This is a genomic window from Priestia sp. FSL W8-0001, from assembly GCF_038050335.1.
Classification (GTDB): domain Bacteria; phylum Bacillota; class Bacilli; order Bacillales; family Bacillaceae_H; genus Priestia; species Priestia flexa.
On sequence record NZ_JBBPAL010000001.1, the window covers coordinates 1,179,452 to 1,194,325 of the forward strand.

General features: G+C 38.7%; 15 protein-coding genes and 1 riboswitch. Of the genes, 8 read left to right on the plus strand and 7 right to left on the minus strand.

The annotated features are described in order from the left end of the window. Positions 1 to 28 precede the first annotated feature (28 nt). Complete coding sequence (locus tag MKZ18_RS06190) at positions 29 to 1,372, minus strand: hemolysin family protein (protein WP_025910182.1); 1,344 nt, start codon at positions 1,370 to 1,372, stop codon at positions 29 to 31. Between the two features lie 636 nt (positions 1,373 to 2,008). Here MKZ18_RS06190 and gloA2 point away from each other — a divergent pair. Further along, positions 2,009 to 2,404, plus strand: a complete 396-nt coding sequence (gene gloA2 / locus MKZ18_RS06195) for an SMU1112c/YaeR family gloxylase I-like metalloprotein (protein WP_025910184.1) — start codon at positions 2,009 to 2,011, stop codon at positions 2,402 to 2,404. 26 nt (positions 2,405 to 2,430) lie between these two features. Here the strand turns inward: gloA2 and lepB are convergent, their stop codons facing one another. The 3 genes from lepB to MKZ18_RS06210 all read right to left on the minus strand — a co-directional run bounded on the left by lepB (position 2,431) and on the right by MKZ18_RS06210 (position 4,846). Beyond that, positions 2,431 to 2,985: a signal peptidase I gene (gene lepB, locus MKZ18_RS06200; protein ID WP_025910186.1), complete on the minus strand. Its 555-nt coding sequence runs from the start codon at positions 2,983 to 2,985 to the stop codon at positions 2,431 to 2,433. 607 nt (positions 2,986 to 3,592) lie between these two features. Then, positions 3,593 to 3,916, minus strand: a complete 324-nt coding sequence (locus tag MKZ18_RS06205; RefSeq protein WP_025910188.1) for a LapA family protein — start codon at positions 3,914 to 3,916, stop codon at positions 3,593 to 3,595. 186 nt (positions 3,917 to 4,102) lie between these two features. Continuing rightward, entirely contained in the window at positions 4,103 to 4,846 is a 744-nt protein-coding gene (locus tag MKZ18_RS06210; RefSeq protein WP_061785497.1) for a M48 family metallopeptidase, read from the minus strand. 266 nt (positions 4,847 to 5,112) lie between these two features. Then, a riboswitch (SAM riboswitch) is annotated at positions 5,113 to 5,214 on the plus strand. A gap of 68 nt (positions 5,215 to 5,282) precedes the next feature. Between MKZ18_RS06210 and MKZ18_RS06215 the strand changes: the two genes are divergently transcribed. From MKZ18_RS06215 to MKZ18_RS06225, 3 genes are all read left to right on the plus strand, one after another. Next, complete coding sequence (locus tag MKZ18_RS06215) at positions 5,283 to 5,531, plus strand: hypothetical protein (RefSeq protein ID WP_025910192.1); 249 nt, start codon at positions 5,283 to 5,285, stop codon at positions 5,529 to 5,531. 590 nt (positions 5,532 to 6,121) lie between these two features. Next, positions 6,122 to 6,394 (plus strand): hypothetical protein, encoded by a 273-nt coding sequence (locus tag MKZ18_RS06220; protein WP_025910194.1) that lies wholly within the window; start codon positions 6,122 to 6,124, stop codon positions 6,392 to 6,394. Next, positions 6,391 to 6,666: a hypothetical protein gene (locus MKZ18_RS06225; RefSeq protein ID WP_138117219.1), complete on the plus strand. Its 276-nt coding sequence runs from the start codon at positions 6,391 to 6,393 to the stop codon at positions 6,664 to 6,666. The genes MKZ18_RS06220 and MKZ18_RS06225 overlap by 4 nt, the downstream gene beginning before the upstream one ends. Before the next feature lie 87 nt (positions 6,667 to 6,753). Here the strand turns inward: MKZ18_RS06225 and MKZ18_RS06230 are convergent, their stop codons facing one another. From MKZ18_RS06230 to MKZ18_RS06240, 3 genes are all read right to left on the minus strand, one after another. Then, on the minus strand, positions 6,754 to 7,929 hold the full coding sequence (locus MKZ18_RS06230) for an MFS transporter (RefSeq protein WP_076513072.1): 1,176 nt from the start codon (positions 7,927 to 7,929) through the stop codon (positions 6,754 to 6,756). Positions 7,930 to 8,044: 115 nt separating this feature from the next. Next, a complete protein-coding gene (locus MKZ18_RS06235) occupies positions 8,045 to 9,346 on the minus strand; it encodes an NCS2 family permease (RefSeq protein WP_025910198.1) in 1,302 nt (433 codons plus the stop codon). Between the two features lie 173 nt (positions 9,347 to 9,519). Further along, positions 9,520 to 10,452: a sensor histidine kinase gene (locus tag MKZ18_RS06240; RefSeq protein WP_340842802.1), complete on the minus strand. Its 933-nt coding sequence runs from the start codon at positions 10,450 to 10,452 to the stop codon at positions 9,520 to 9,522. Between the two features lie 381 nt (positions 10,453 to 10,833). Between MKZ18_RS06240 and MKZ18_RS06245 the strand changes: the two genes are divergently transcribed. The 4 genes from MKZ18_RS06245 to msrA all read left to right on the plus strand — a co-directional run bounded on the left by MKZ18_RS06245 (position 10,834) and on the right by msrA (position 14,866). Then, entirely contained in the window at positions 10,834 to 11,493 is a 660-nt protein-coding gene (locus tag MKZ18_RS06245) for a MerR family transcriptional regulator (protein WP_025910203.1), read from the plus strand. Between the two features lie 191 nt (positions 11,494 to 11,684). Further along, positions 11,685 to 12,125 carry a MarR family winged helix-turn-helix transcriptional regulator gene (locus MKZ18_RS06250; protein WP_025910204.1) on the plus strand — a complete coding sequence of 147 codons (441 nt, stop codon included), beginning with the start codon at positions 11,685 to 11,687 and terminating at the stop codon, positions 12,123 to 12,125. Positions 12,126 to 12,190: 65 nt separating this feature from the next. Then, a complete protein-coding gene (locus tag MKZ18_RS06255; protein WP_341344513.1) occupies positions 12,191 to 13,783 on the plus strand; it encodes an MDR family MFS transporter in 1,593 nt (530 codons plus the stop codon). Between the two features lie 120 nt (positions 13,784 to 13,903). Further along, positions 13,904 to 14,866 (plus strand): peptide-methionine (S)-S-oxide reductase MsrA, encoded by a 963-nt coding sequence (gene msrA / locus MKZ18_RS06260; protein WP_025910207.1) that lies wholly within the window; start codon positions 13,904 to 13,906, stop codon positions 14,864 to 14,866. The last annotated feature ends 8 nt before the right edge of the window (positions 14,867 to 14,874 follow it).

Genomic DNA, 14,874 nt, shown 5'->3' on the forward strand with positions numbered 1-14,874 from the left:
AAAAGCTGCCTCGAGGCAGCTTTTTCGGTTATATTTCAATTTTTAGTGCTTCTTGTTGCACTTCGTTTTCTTCCTGAGATAATTGACGAACTTCTACTTCTTTCATTTGATGTCCGTCCATTTCTTTTGCCGTGAATTCATATCCGTATAGAGTGACGGATTCATTTTCTTGAATATCAATGTTTTGAAGAAGCATCCATCCACCGAGCGTATCGATGTCTTCGTGCTCAAGTTGAATATCAAGCACTTCATTTACTTCATCAAGCAATACTTTTGAATTGAAGATAAAGTGTTGATCGCTAAGCTTTTGAACATACGGCTTTTCATCTGTATCAAACTCATCGCGAATTTCCCCAACAATCTCTTCTAAAATATCTTCAACCGTTACAATACCAGCTGTACCACCATATTCATCAATAAGCACCGCCATATGCGTACGCTGTTTCTGCATGGATAGTAGTAAATCTTGAATTGGGACTGATTCAATGACTTGAATAATTGGTTTCATATACGTTTTGACAGGCTGATTACGCACAGCATCGTTTAAGACCACATCGTTTAGAATTTCTTTGATGTTGACAAGGCCGATAATATTATCTTTATCCCCATCAATGGTAATTGGATAACGAGTATAGCGATCTTCTACAGCCACTTTTAAAAATTCGTCAATTGTATCGTCTTCAGAAACAACGGCCATTTCAGTTCTTGGCACCATGATTTCACGAGCAACGCGGTTGTCAAATTCAAAAATGTTGTTTACATATTTGTATTCAGATTGATTAATTTCGCCGCCTTTATAGCTTTCTGATAAGATGATGCGAAGCTCTTCTTCACTGTGCGCTAGCTCGTGCTCTGAGGCTGGTTTTAATCCAAATAAGCCTGTTAATAAGCGAGCTGAACCGTTAAGTAACCAAATGAAAGGAAACATGACTTTATAAAAGACAATTAACGGTGGTGCAAACAGAAGCGTCACCGTTTCAGCTTTTTGAATCGCCGCCGTTTTCGGTGCTAACTCTCCAACAACGACGTGGAAAAACGTAACCGACGCAAAAGCGATTACAAACGAAAGCACGTGTGAAACGGAAGATGGAACACCTAAGTCTGCGAAAACTGGATTTAAAATGCGCTCAACTGTTGGTTCACCTAGCCAACCTAATCCAAGTGCTGTAATGGTAATACCAAGCTGACATGCGGATAAGTATTCATCTAGGTGAGTCGTGACGGTCTTCACTGCGACCGCTCCTTTTCGACCTTCTGCTACGAGCTGATCGACACGAGAGCTACGAAGTTTTACAATCGCAAACTCTGTCGCAACAAAATAAGCAGTTAAAGCAATTAAAAAGGCAACTAAAATTAAATTAATGGTTATCAATGAACATACTTACTCTGCGTAAGCAAAGTAAGTAAACACCTCCTGTAAATAATCAAATTACGACAAGAGCATGAGAAGTGAGTGCGTGAGAGTGGCTCTAGTGATTGCTTAACAGAAGTTTTTTCACCGTCATTAAGCCTTTTATTCTTGACGCTACACTTTTTGTCGTCGTGTATAATGATGTTGTTATAAGCTCGTCTTTATGAAGGAGGGGCTTGTTTTCTATATGGGATGTATTCTCCAATTGTTGCTTCCTTTTTCTAAGCAAAAGCCCTTTTTGTTTTAAAGCTTCAATAAGACGAAGATGTACGAGTAATTCTTTTGAATAGTAATTTACCGTGCGTTTTGTTATAAATGCCATCTCTGCAAGCTTGCTAATTTTATACATCGCAATCCCATCAGAAAACCACCTCCCTTCAAGTAGTAATAGGAATAAATAGTATAGTCGCTCAAAAATTGATTTGAAAAATAGTATACTATAAAACTATGTTTGATGACAAAAAAACGATTGAACAGAGTGGGAAATTAGTTTAAACGATACGAACGGAAAGAGAATTTCCTAAAATAGTAAATGTGTCTTTTCTTTTTTTAGTTGCTCGGTTATGATGAAAGCAATGATTACATAGGAGGGCAAGGATGGAGTTTAAGAGAATTCACCATGTAGCAATCATCGCAAGTAATTATGAGCAATCAAAAGCGTTTTATGTAGAAAAGCTAGGAGCGCGTATTTTAGAAGAGACATATCGAGAGCATCGCGACTCTTATAAGCTAGACTTAGAGCTAGCGCCAGGAGTACAAATTGAGTTGTTTTCATTTCCAAATCCTCCAGCTCGTCCATCACAACCAGAGGCTTGTGGTCTTCGGCATTTAGCTTTTGCTGTTGAAGACGTGGAAGCAGCAAAAGTAGAGTTAGAGAGTAGAGGCATTGAGGTAGAACCGATTCGAGTGGATGAGTTAACAGGAAGGTTATTTACATTTTTTGCAGATCCAGACGGCCTTCCGCTTGAGTTGTATGAAGAGAATGGGTATTAAAAAAGGAGCGGACGCCGCTCCTTTTTTTAGTGCATTAGTTTGAGATCAGTCAGAGGCCAATATTTCACATCGACTTCACCAACGATGTCTGAGACAGGTGTTAATCCGAAGTGTCGGCCATCGCGGCTTATTCTACGGTTGTCTCCGAGTACAAGGACGAATCCATGAGGAATGATGCCGTCATTTACGAGTTCTTCGGTAGAGAAGTTTTCAGTGAAGCGTTCGTATGTCGGGATATGCTGTAGGTATTTATGTAAGTGAGGTTCACTTACTTTTTGGTTATTAATATAGAGCTGGTCATCAATGTATTCAATCTTTTCGCCTGCAACACCGATTATTCTTTTAACGAGGTACTCGTCTTGGTCATGAGGAGAGTGAAGGACGACGAGATCGAAGCGTTGATAGTTGCTTAGTTTATTAATAATAATACGGTTGCCTTCTTGAAGCGTAGGATTCATAGAGTCTCCTTTAACGGTATAAGGCTGAAAGAAATACTGTTGCACAATAAGAGAAAAGAGAAGTGTTCCGAGAATGATGGAGCAGTAGATTATGATTTCTCGTTTTATGCGAGTTTTTCTCAATATAAGAGCACCTTCTTTTTTTAAGTGAATCGTTTTGTTAAATCAAATAGAAAGAATAAAGAACAGAATTGATTGTACCATTGTTAGCTAAAGATTTCCATTTGTATATGCGTGTTATTCATATTTTCATAGGAGGGAAGACGCATGCAATGGGTCGTGATTTTCACTCCGGATTGCTCGCTTTCCGCAGGGTTCGGTCTGAGCTTCTTCGTAAACTGCGGGATCTCAGAGCACTCGCTAGTCCTGCAGGAGTCTCGCATCTTCCGTTTCAATCACGGGCTTCTTGAGTAGGAGGGAAACTACGTATCTCTATAAGTGTTTGGGTGTGGAAGAAGGACGAGCGCACGCAACGAGTCGTGATTTTCACTCCGGATTGCTCGCTTTCCACGTGGCTCACGCCTGCCTTCCTCGTCATTGCGTTTCTGCGGGGTCTCAAGCCGTCTTGGTAATTCCGTAGGAGTCAAACATTTCCCATTTCACTCACAGGCTACTGACATAGCTAATACACCCTTTATTATAATAATTGGTTATAAGGGGTAAGGAGGAAAAACAAAAAACCCTGCCCTCCCGTAGTGTTGGGAAAGCAGGATTTTAGTATATCTCTATATTAAGCTGATGGTTCACCTTGTGTTGATAAAGGTTTTTCTAGATCAGCTTGTGGTTCTGAGTGAGTGGCTAGTTGCGTTTCTAGTTCGGCAATTCGTTTTGTTTGTTGCTTGTTTTTACTTTTAAGCTGAGTGATTTTAACAAAGCTTAGTGAAGCAGCGACGACACCACCGAATACAGCCGATGTTAAAATAATTAAAATAAGTGGCCAGTCTTGTGAGCCAAAGACATAGTTAAATTGAACTGGCTCATTGTTGATGACAGCTAAGATAGCAATAATAAGAGCGAAAATAAGACCTAAAATGAAAAAGCTTTGTCCTTTCATTAGGTGCACATCCTTTCTGAAGATAGATAAAGGAGCAAAATTAAATTTTATACTACCTTTACATATACTTAACCTATATTATTCAACTATAAACATTTTTTATTATAATTAAGTTTTAACAAAACACAATATGCAAAAACACCCGTCCTTTGTGTAGTTTAGGATGGGTGTTTTGCTGTTAGCTGATTAGAATGCTTGTAAGCTATTTTCTTCTAACCATTGTTTACGCTCTGCTGCATCTTCAAATAATGAGTCTGCATCTGTAAATTGTGAAGCAATCACATATTCAATTGTTGTTAATGGTGCTAGAAGTAGACGCCAGTTCAATACTAGCTCACCGTTTTCCATCGTTGCATATGTATCTTGCAGTTCCTTCCACGCTACAGAGTCAGGTGCATCTGCTGCTTGTTTTTTCACTGTTTTTAGTGCTTCGCTGAATTTTTCATTTGCTCGTCCTTGGTACCATTCTGTTAAAAGGTTTTGAATTCCCTCGTTTGTTTCTTGTTCAGACCAGGATGATGGCACTGTTGCGATAAATTTAGCACGGAACGTCATCTCAGGTTGCTCCACATTATCACGAACGATGTTTAAGCGGTACTGACGACCTAAATACGAAAATTTGTCATCGTTTTCAAAAGATGACGTCTTTGCTTTAGGTGCAGCTGGCGTTTTGTTCTCAGTTTTTGCTTTTTCGGCTTTTTTAGCAGCTGGTTTTTTTGCTTCGGTTGGTTGATTACCACCGTTAAGTTGTTTTAAAATCCAAGTCGCTTTACGAGAAATAACAGAGCGAACGTTGTGCTCGTTTAAGCCTCGTGGGATAATTACGGTTACCCCTTCATTGTCACAAATTTGGACCGTAATATCGGTTTTATTTGGAACGACTTTAATTTTGTAGTCAATTGTTTGATTGCCAATTTGATACGTATACATATAGTTTTTCGTGCTCCTTTCTACAAATCTTCATTTTATAAGCAAAGGTAGAGTTTGGTCAAATGAAAGAATAATCAGAAAATTATCCAAGGATTTAATTAAAGAATTACATTACGTTTTTTTTGTTAGTTTTTACGTAAAGAAAGGAAAATATTCTCGCTTTACTATGCATAGGTTAAAAAGAGTGACAAAACTGAAAAAAAGAAAAATTTAAAAAATACTCTTGCTAAATAGGAGATATTTGGTATAATGAAATCTAATTTAAAAAGTTATCACGAGTGGACGAGAGATCTGGCTCTATGACTCCACAGCAACCTACCAACGTAAGGTGCTCCTACCAGCAAAGCATTAGCTTTGGGTGATAAGACGGGTGAAAGCTCATTTTGCATCTAAAGCAAAATGAGCTTTTTTGATTTTATTAGAAGGAGAGATACGGATGACACAAACGATTATAAAGAATCATGAAGAAGTGCTAAACGATGTATTAAATCAATTGAAGGAGATTAATGATTTTACCTGTAGAAAGCTTGAGACGTTTTACGAAATTGTAGTAAAGAGCGGAAGGGATACGTATGCCATTGGAATTGACTGCAAAGTTATTGAGGGCTACACAGAAGAAGGTTTAAAAGAAGCTTGTATAGCAAAATTAAAGCGAGTTGGATGGCTGAAAGGTACATACGCTTAAGGTTGTATTCATATCAATTGCAGTCTTGTCTATAATCATGATAAGATGCTTATCTTCTCTCTTTTCTTTTTTCGTTGAAAAGAGATGATATTTGTCGAAATTTTTACACAAAATAACCGTTACAACTTGGTTGGAATTGTGGTAAGGTATAAAACAAGAATATTCTAACAATTTTAAAAGGAGGCTGAACATGGAGCTGTTAATTGAGCACGGAAATGACGAAGGTAGCGAACAATTTATTGATCGCGTACTAGACTTCTTAGAGGACGACGAATAAAAGCCTAGAAGATTGCTTCTGGGCTTTTATTCGTCGTAAACGTAAATGTATTGTAAAAGAGAAAAAGAGCTTATATTAAGTCAGAAAAGCATTATAAGCTTAAGGGTTATTTTATTAAAGATTGCTAAACTTTCGCCATTTCCCCCTTCACGTAATGAAATCTTATGGTATTTACTTTTTAATTTGAGAATGTGCTATTTTCGTCAATTTTATTTCCAAAGCAATAAAATTGACGAAAATGGTAATTTTTATGTTATGGATATATAGGAAATTAATTGTAATGGATGTAGAATTAAAAAGGAGGGGGAATTATATGAACGAGCTTTTTATAGCGGTGTTAGCACTTTTCTTACTATGTTTATCAGCATGTAGCAATTCACGGGAACAATTAGTGAGGGAGTTTAGTAAATATAAAGAATTAGAAGGATTAGACGTGCTGTTACAAACAACTCCACAACCTGTTGCAAACTCTTTATTAGCTTTTTATGAAACAATCGATCATAAATTTGGAGTGGTAGAATTTGATGGAGATAATAACTTAAAATCGGAAAAGAGAATTGAAAATATTACAATAAGTACACGGTGAAATTCTTAGATGATAAAGAGGAAGCAGTATACATTGAGCAAGTTGAATTTTATAATGTGACGTTAGATGAGCTTTTGAAAAAACAGTCAAGCACTGAACAAGTAGCTGAAGATAAATCAGAGAGCGAACTATATGAAGAAGAGAAAGAAGCTGATGATTTAAAAGCTCCTTCTGATCCCGGTTTCGTTGTTGGCCTCATCTTAATAGTGAGGAGCGTCTTTTTAGATTTGGGTGTGCTTTCAATTCAACTATACTGTTGGTTATCGGTTTAGGTACTATGGTGTTTTATGATGAAATCGTCCAGGTATTTCAAGCGATAAGAAAAGACTTTAGCCAAAAAAGCTAAAGTCTTTTCTTAGTTAAGAGCTAGGTGTTATTTCTTTGGGTGAATAGTCGAGTGCAATATGACGTTGAAGCAGAAGGAGCGCACTGAATGTTAATACAGCTCCAATTAAAAATGGATACATGCTGTTCAGTTCAAAAGCAAAGGCTCCCATCAGAGGCCCGAAAATCCTTCCTAAGCTATCCATTGATGAATTAATACCTGAAGCTGACCCATAGCCGATATTCGTTTTAAGGGTAATCAGAGCGAGTACACAAGGGCGAATAAGGGCATTGCCGGCTGTGAAGATGCAAAGGAAAACCGTTGCGTTAAATAAATTGGATGAAAATAAAATGGATGCAAATCCGACCGCTGAGACAATTAAACCAACAGCAATTAGCTTTTTCTCATTTCCTTGCTTAAATCGCTGTAAAACCCCGCCTTGAATAACAGCTTGCGTAACGCCACTGGCCATAAACATCCAGCCAATCATGGTAGGGGTTACATCAATGCGTTCGATTTGAAAAAATTGAAAAGTTGCTTCAAGGCCAGCTAGCGTAAACGTTCCAAAAAAGGAGAGTAAATATAAATACTTCATTGCGCCTTTAAAATCCGTGTTGAAATCTTGCAGCGTAGTTTTCTTTTCCTGAGAGACGCTTTCTTGCTGGAGCGATTCCGGTAATGCAAAGAAAGCATAGGTCGTCATAATTAGTGCCAATATCCCTGAAATGGTAAATGGGAAAAATAAGCTCACGGACGATAACAGTCCACCTAATGCTGGTCCAAAAATAAAGCCAAGCCCGATTGTCATTCCTAAAAGGCCCATTGCTTTTGTGCGATTTTCTTCCGTGGTAATATCAGAAGCGTAAGCGAATGCACATGGAATAACCGCTCCGGCAAATAAACCTCCAAGAATACGTGATATGTACATCAGAACGAGTGAGTCATTAGCGAATGAAAAAATAAAGAAACTAGCGCTAAATCCGATTAAGCCCGTAAGAAGAACGGGTCTTCTACCTTTTCGGTCAGATAGACTTCCCCAAAATGGAGCGATCAAGAAAGATGCGATAGAATAACTTGCCATTAAGAGTCCAAGGTTAACTGAGCTAGCTCCAGTTATGCGAATGACTTCTGGCACAATCGGAATAATAATGCCGAATCCGACAAAAATCATAAACATGATAAACATAAGCGTGCCAAGCTGTTTTTTCATATGAAGCTCCTTTCAATGAAGACGTTTTCTGTATATTCAGTATACCAAATAACGAAAAGGATTCCACTTAAATCCAACGTATCTCAAATAAAAAAGCGATGCATAAGCATCGCTTTTAGTGCGGTAAAAACACAAGTTGATATAAGAATAAAACAGCAAATACATAAACAAGGGGGTGAACCTCTTTTGCTTTACCTTTTACAATCTTCATTAGTGGATGTGAGATAAAACCTAGCGCAATTCCAGTTGCAATGCTTGATGTCAGAGGCATTGTTAAAATAACAAGAAACGCAGGGAATGCTTCATCAAATTCGCTCCAGTTAATCTTTGCAATAGAGCCCATCATTAAGCTACCTACAATAATTAAAGCTGGAGACGTAATCGCTGCAATGCCTGAAACGGCGCTTACAAGCGGGCTAAAGAACGCAGCAATAATGAATAAAAGAGCTACGGTTACGCCAGTTAAACCTGTACGTCCACCTGCAGCAACACCAGCTGAAGACTCAATGAAAGCAGTTGTTGGACTTGTTCCAAACATTGCACCAATTGATGTACCAAAAGAATCTGCAAGAAGAGCTTGGCGTGCTTTTGGCATATGGTTATCTTTCATTAATCCTGCTTGTTGTGCTACACCAATCATCGTACCTGTTGTATCAAAAATGGTTACCAGTAAGAAAGAAAATACAACAGCATACAAACCGTGCTGAATAACGTCACCAAACGCAGTTAGCGGATTTGTAATTAGAAGTCCTTCTGGTAGAGAAGGGGCAGACACAAACCCTTGGTCAAATGAAAGCTGACCTGTGAAAAGCGCGATAACGGCTGTAATAAGCATACCGAAAAACAATGCCCCGTTGATATTCATTGCATATAGCGCAATGGTAATGGCCAATCCCACTAAAGTGAGTACAACGCCAGGAGATTGAAGATCTCCTAAGCCTACAAGGTTGGATTCGTTTGCGACAATAATACCTGCTGAACGAAGGCCGACAAAGGCGATGAAAAGGCCAATACCAGCTGTAATTCCATGTTTTAAGTTGCCTGGAATGGCTTCGATTAATTTCTCACGAAACGGCGTGAGCGACAAAATAACGAAAATAATACCTGCGACAAACACGGCCGCAAAAGCAATTCTATAATCGATGTTACCGTGTGAACCGACAACAGAGTATGCAAAATATGCGTTTAATCCCATACCTGGCGCAATTGCAATTGGATAATTGGCGGCAAGTGCCATCCACAACGTACCAATAACGGCTGAAATGATGGTTGCCATAAATACTTGATCAAACGGTACACCTGCATCTGATAAAATTACAGGGTTTACAACCACGATATAAACCATTGTTAAAAACGTAGTAATTCCAGCTAAAACCTCTGTTTTAGCATTCGTGTTAGCTTCTTGTAACTTAAACATAAGTACCTCCAAAAATAACGAACATTAAAAGCAACATGATATATAATATTCGTTTTTAGAGATAAATGCAAGCCGTTTAATTAAAAAAGAATATTATTTTACCTATGATTTCACAAGGTGGACTTTTGCCAGCGTGTATCATTAGTTTGTACGATTGCTAACAAATTAAAAGGCTATACAACAATTGGAAACTTCAGTTTAACGGTTAAACGCTGGTGGTAATAAAGATAATCCAGATAGCCGTTAGAGTGCCGAACTAGCTCATGAATGACAAACGTTCCAAGTCCTTCATGGCTTCCTGATTTGGTGGTTTTGTTAAACTGTTTGAATAGTTGATCCTGCAGCTCATTAGAGAGTGGAGGTGTGGAATTGGTCACTTCCAGTATATAAATTCCACTTTTAACTAGAGATTTAATACAAATATACTTCTCGTCTGTGCACCGTGCCGCATCAAAGGCATTTTCCAAAAGGTTTACCAATAGGTTCATTTGATTAAGCTTTGTGATAGGAAGCTGTGATAACGGGTTTTCAAACTGAAAGACTAGCTCAATGTTATCTTGGGCTGCTTGTTGTTTCCATTGATATAGCATGGAAGCGATATGTCCGCTTTCGCCTTGCATGTATGTATTGGTGTTCTGAAGTGCATCCACATATTGCTGCATATATGCATTGGCTTTTTGATGTTGCTTACTATCCATAAGGTAGGACACGGCGCTAATATGCTTCATAAAATCATGTCGCTCAGCCCGAATTTGTTGGAATACTTCATTTACTTTTGAGAGTTCAGCTGATGCTGAAAGTTCGCGTTTACTAATCGAGAATAGGTAATTATGTCCGCTTGCGATTTCAAAATAGTACATCAATAGCACAGCCAGTAATAGTAGGAGTAGTAAAGGTGAGTTAGTACACCACATGCCGCTGACTATACAAATTGAGAACGTGCATGAAATCCACGAAATAGGATGGGTAAAAGAAACTCGTTTCATGTACACATATACGCTGCTCCACATGACTGTACAGATAAATATGATGGTCCAAGTGGATAATGGTTTGAAGAGTAAAACAGCTGTGGTACATAGAGCTGTTATTAATAAGAGATATTTCATACAAACAAGCTCCTTTAGAAGTAATGTTGCTGTAATAGGTCTAAGTTTCCTTTCGTAATAAGTGCCGTTTGACTGGTTTGTTGAAACGAAATGGAATAAGAGTGTTTCGTATGTAATTAAAACCAAAAATGTAGAGGTTCAGCTTCCTCCCCGCGAAAAGCGAGTGTCCGTAGCGTAATAGAACGAGCTTGTTCTTACAACCTAGTGATGTTGAAGAAATAATGTTTCGTCTTTGAGAAGGGATTATTTCGTTATGTTCCAGCTCCTTCTTTGTTGAATTCCCACTTTCTTTGCCGAATTCCTTCTAGTTTTGTCACGAATGAAGGGAATCTTTGTTTCGTAGCGAAGTTGCTAGTATAACAAGAAGATGGAGGGATTACGATGGCAATAAAAACGCTTGACGTGGCCAAACAGTTAGGAATTCATCCGAGTACGGTTTTGAAATGGGCAAAGCTTGCAGACATTGATATTCAACGAAATGATGCTGGACACTGGGAGTTTACAGAAGAAAATGTTACGAAGCTTGAGGAGTTTAAGAACAATCGGAATCGACAAGCGGTTGTGAAAGTGGTTGAAGCAAGTGATGATCGCATTGAGCAGCTTCAAAAACAAATGGATGAACTTTATGAGAAGTGGTCAGCTCATGAAGAAGTGGCGGCTTCAGTAGCGGTTGATGATAAGGACAACCAAAAGCTACATGATGTAGAAGCTCAGGTATCTGTACTGCAAGAAAAGCTTGAGGCTTATCAGTCTGCAAAGCACAAAGAAGTAGAAGAGCCTAATCAAGAAATGCAACGGCAAATTGACCAGCTATTAATGCGCTTAATTGAAAATGAAAAAAGAACGGAAGAAAAAGCAGGAGAAGTGGTCACGTTTCAGCTTCTTGAGCACCGAAAAGAAATTGATCAGTTAACGAAAAAGATGATAAAGCTCCAAGCAAAGGTAGAGGAATTTGAAACGCGCTTAAAAGACAGTCAGTTTGCAGCCGCGAAAAAGCCTCCAAAATGGCGCACGTTTTTAACAGGATTATTTACGTATTAGACATGCTTACGCTTATCGCAAGCATGTTTTTTTTTTATGGCTTTTTTTCTGAAAAAAGAAAATACTATCTTTTAGGAAGTTTTATCTTGACGATAAGCATGTTTATTTGATAAAACTATTTTAGTTAACTAAGTGAAATAAATATTTTATTAACTTTTTAATCATATAAGTAAAAGGAAGGAGTGTGTATAGTGAAAGAACGTCATGAGCTTCTCCATGAAATGGAGTTGTTGTTTCGCAGTGTATTTCGTCAGCTTCGACAAGAAATTAACAGCGTATTTGATTCGGAGCTATCAACTAATGCTTTTATGATTCTTCGCATGTTAAGAAATGAAGGTCCTCAAAAATCAACGGACATTTCAAAGCACCTGCAGGTATCCGCTAGTCATATTACGGCTTTGACGGATTTGCTTTTATCTAAAGGGTATGTGGAACGGAAAAAGTCAGAAGCAGATCGAAGAATTGTTGAAATTGTCATTACTGAAAAAGGGCATGCTATATTTGAGGAAATTGAAGCAAAAAAAAGAGCATATTTTTTTGAACGGTTTAACGATTTTACAAATGAGGAAATTCAAATTATGAATACATTATTTCAAAAAATTGATCGTTCTGCGGAGCGACAGTCAAACTAAGAGACAGGTACGCCGAAAAAATGATTCACTAGGTGAATTATTTAGTTACCGAAAGGAGTAGACATATGGAACATTTAGAACATCGAAAAAAAGTAGCCATTATGATTGCAATTATGTCAGCAATGCTGTTTACAGCCGTAAACCAAACGATTGTGGGTACTGCATTGCCACGTATTATTGCTGAGCTACAGGGAATTGAGTATTATAGCTGGGTATTTACAAGCTTTATGTTAGCTTCCAGTATCACAGCTATTTTAGTAGGGAAGCTTTCAGATATTTACGGACGCAAGCCGTTTATTTTAACAGGTATCGGTATTTTCATCATCGGTTCACTATGTGCAGGTTTTTCAAATACAATGATTCAATTGATCATCTTCCGAGCTGTTCAAGGCCTTGGTGGAGGTTTAATTATGTCGACTGCATTTACAGCAGTTGGAGATTTATTTACGCCGCGTGAGCGCGGTCGTTGGCAAGGGTTACTAAGCTCAGTCTTTGGTTTAGCCAGTGTATTCGGTCCAACACTTGGCGGTTGGATTGTTGATAATGCGAACTGGCACTGGGTTTTCTGGGTATTCTTACCGTTTGGTATCGTTGCATTCGTTCTAATTTGGATGCTGTTTCCAAGCGTTGAAAAACGAGAAGGTGAAAAGGTCGACTATGCGGGTTCACTATTCTTAACAACAACCATTGTACCGCTACTACTAGCGTTCTCGTGGGCTGGTTCTAAGTATGATTGGGTGTCAACACCAATCATCAGCTTGTTTATTGGAACCGTTGTATCGTTAGCTATTTTTATTATGGTCGAGCGAAAAGCAAAAAGTCCGGTATTACCACTTCACTTATTCCGTAACAACATCTTTACGCTCTCAAACGTTGTTGGGTTTATTTTAGGTGCTGGAATGTTTGGAGCAGCGATGTATATTCCGTTCTTTATTCAAGGTGTTATCGGTCGTTCTGCAACGGCGTCTGGATTGATTATGATGCCAATGACGCTTGCGATGGTACTTGCAAGTACGCTCGGTGGACAATATATTACGAAAACAGGTAAGTATAAAGGTTTAGCAATCATTGGCTTAGCTATCATGTCAGCAGGAATGTTCTCACTGTCAGCAATGAATCAAGATTCGACGTCAACAAACGTAATCATCAACAATATTTTAGTAGGTTTAGGATTAGGAATGAGCTTCCCAGTATTTACGCTAATCATTCAAAATGCTGTTGAACAGCGCTACCTAGGTGTAGCAACAGCATCCAGTCAATTGTTCCGTCAGCTTGGTGGTACAGTTGGGGTTGCGATTATGGGAACAATGATGAACTCACGTATGTCTAGCCATATGACAGAAGAGGTAAGCGGAGCATCTGTTCCTCCTGAATTAGCTTCGAAACTTCAGGGGCTAGATCCACAGGTACTAATGGATCCTGCGCGCTTAGCAGATATTCAAAAACAGGTACCAGCATCCATGCAACAAGCATTTGATGGCTTTGTATCTATTCTTCGTGAAACGCTAAGCTATTCACTAACAGGCGTTTATCTAACTGCTGGTTTTATTGTTGTAACGGGTGTAGTCCTAACGTTCTTTATTAAAGCTATTCCGCTTCGAATGAGTCAGCGCGTAGATGAAAAAGAAAACGAAGAACATGAAAATAAGGCAGGGTAACGAAGAGGGGGCTTCATAGCTTCCTTTTTTCTATACATAATAGTCGGTGAAGCAAGATAGTTGGTATCTCAATTAATCAGTCGTATAATAAACATAAATAATCAAGAGGAGGTCTTCTCGTTGACACAATCTAACCATCAATTAGCCACGTTTGCTGGAGGCTGCTTTTGGTGCATGGTAAAGCCGTTTGACGAACAGCCAGGCATTCTAAAAGTTGTATCGGGCTATACTGGAGGCCATACTGAAAATCCAACGTATAAAGAAGTATGTTCAGAAACGACAGGACACTATGAAGCGATTCAAATTACATTTGATCCCGAAGTGTTTCCATATGAAAAATTATTGGAGCTTTACTGGCCTCAAATCGATCCAACCGATCCAGGAGGACAGTTTGCTGATCGCGGAGACTCTTATCGCACAGCAATCTTTTATCATAATGATGAGCAAAAGCAGCTAGCGGAAGCTTCAAAGCAACAGCTAGAAGAGAGCGGCCGTTTTTCAAGCCCTATCGTAACTCAAATTTTACCTGCAAAGCCGTTTTATGAAGCGGAAGAGTATCATCAAGATTACTACAAAAAGAATAAATTTCGCTATTCAATGTACCGTCGAGGTTCCGGTCGCGATCGGTTTATTAAAGAGAACTGGAAAGATATCGGTAGAGATGAAGAGTTGAAAAAACGCTTGACGCCAATTCAATACGAGGTAACACAAAATGACGCAACCGAACCTCCATTTCGAAATGAATTCTGGAATCATACAGAAGAAGGAATCTATGTAGACATTGTTTCTGGAGAACCACTCTTCAGCTCACGAGATAAATATGATGCTGGGTGCGGCTGGCCGTCCTTTACCAAGCCAATTAATAAGGAAGAGGTAGAGGAAAACATGGATGTTAGTCATAATATGGTTCGAACGGAAGTGCGTAGTAAAACTGCAAATTCACATTTAGGTCATGTTTTTGAAGATGGTCCGACGGAAGCTGGAGGGTTACGCTATTGCATCAACTCAGCCGCTCTTCGATTTGTCCCTAAAGATAAGCTTGAAGAAGAGGGATACGGTGAATATGTAGCGCTATTTAACTAATAAAAAGA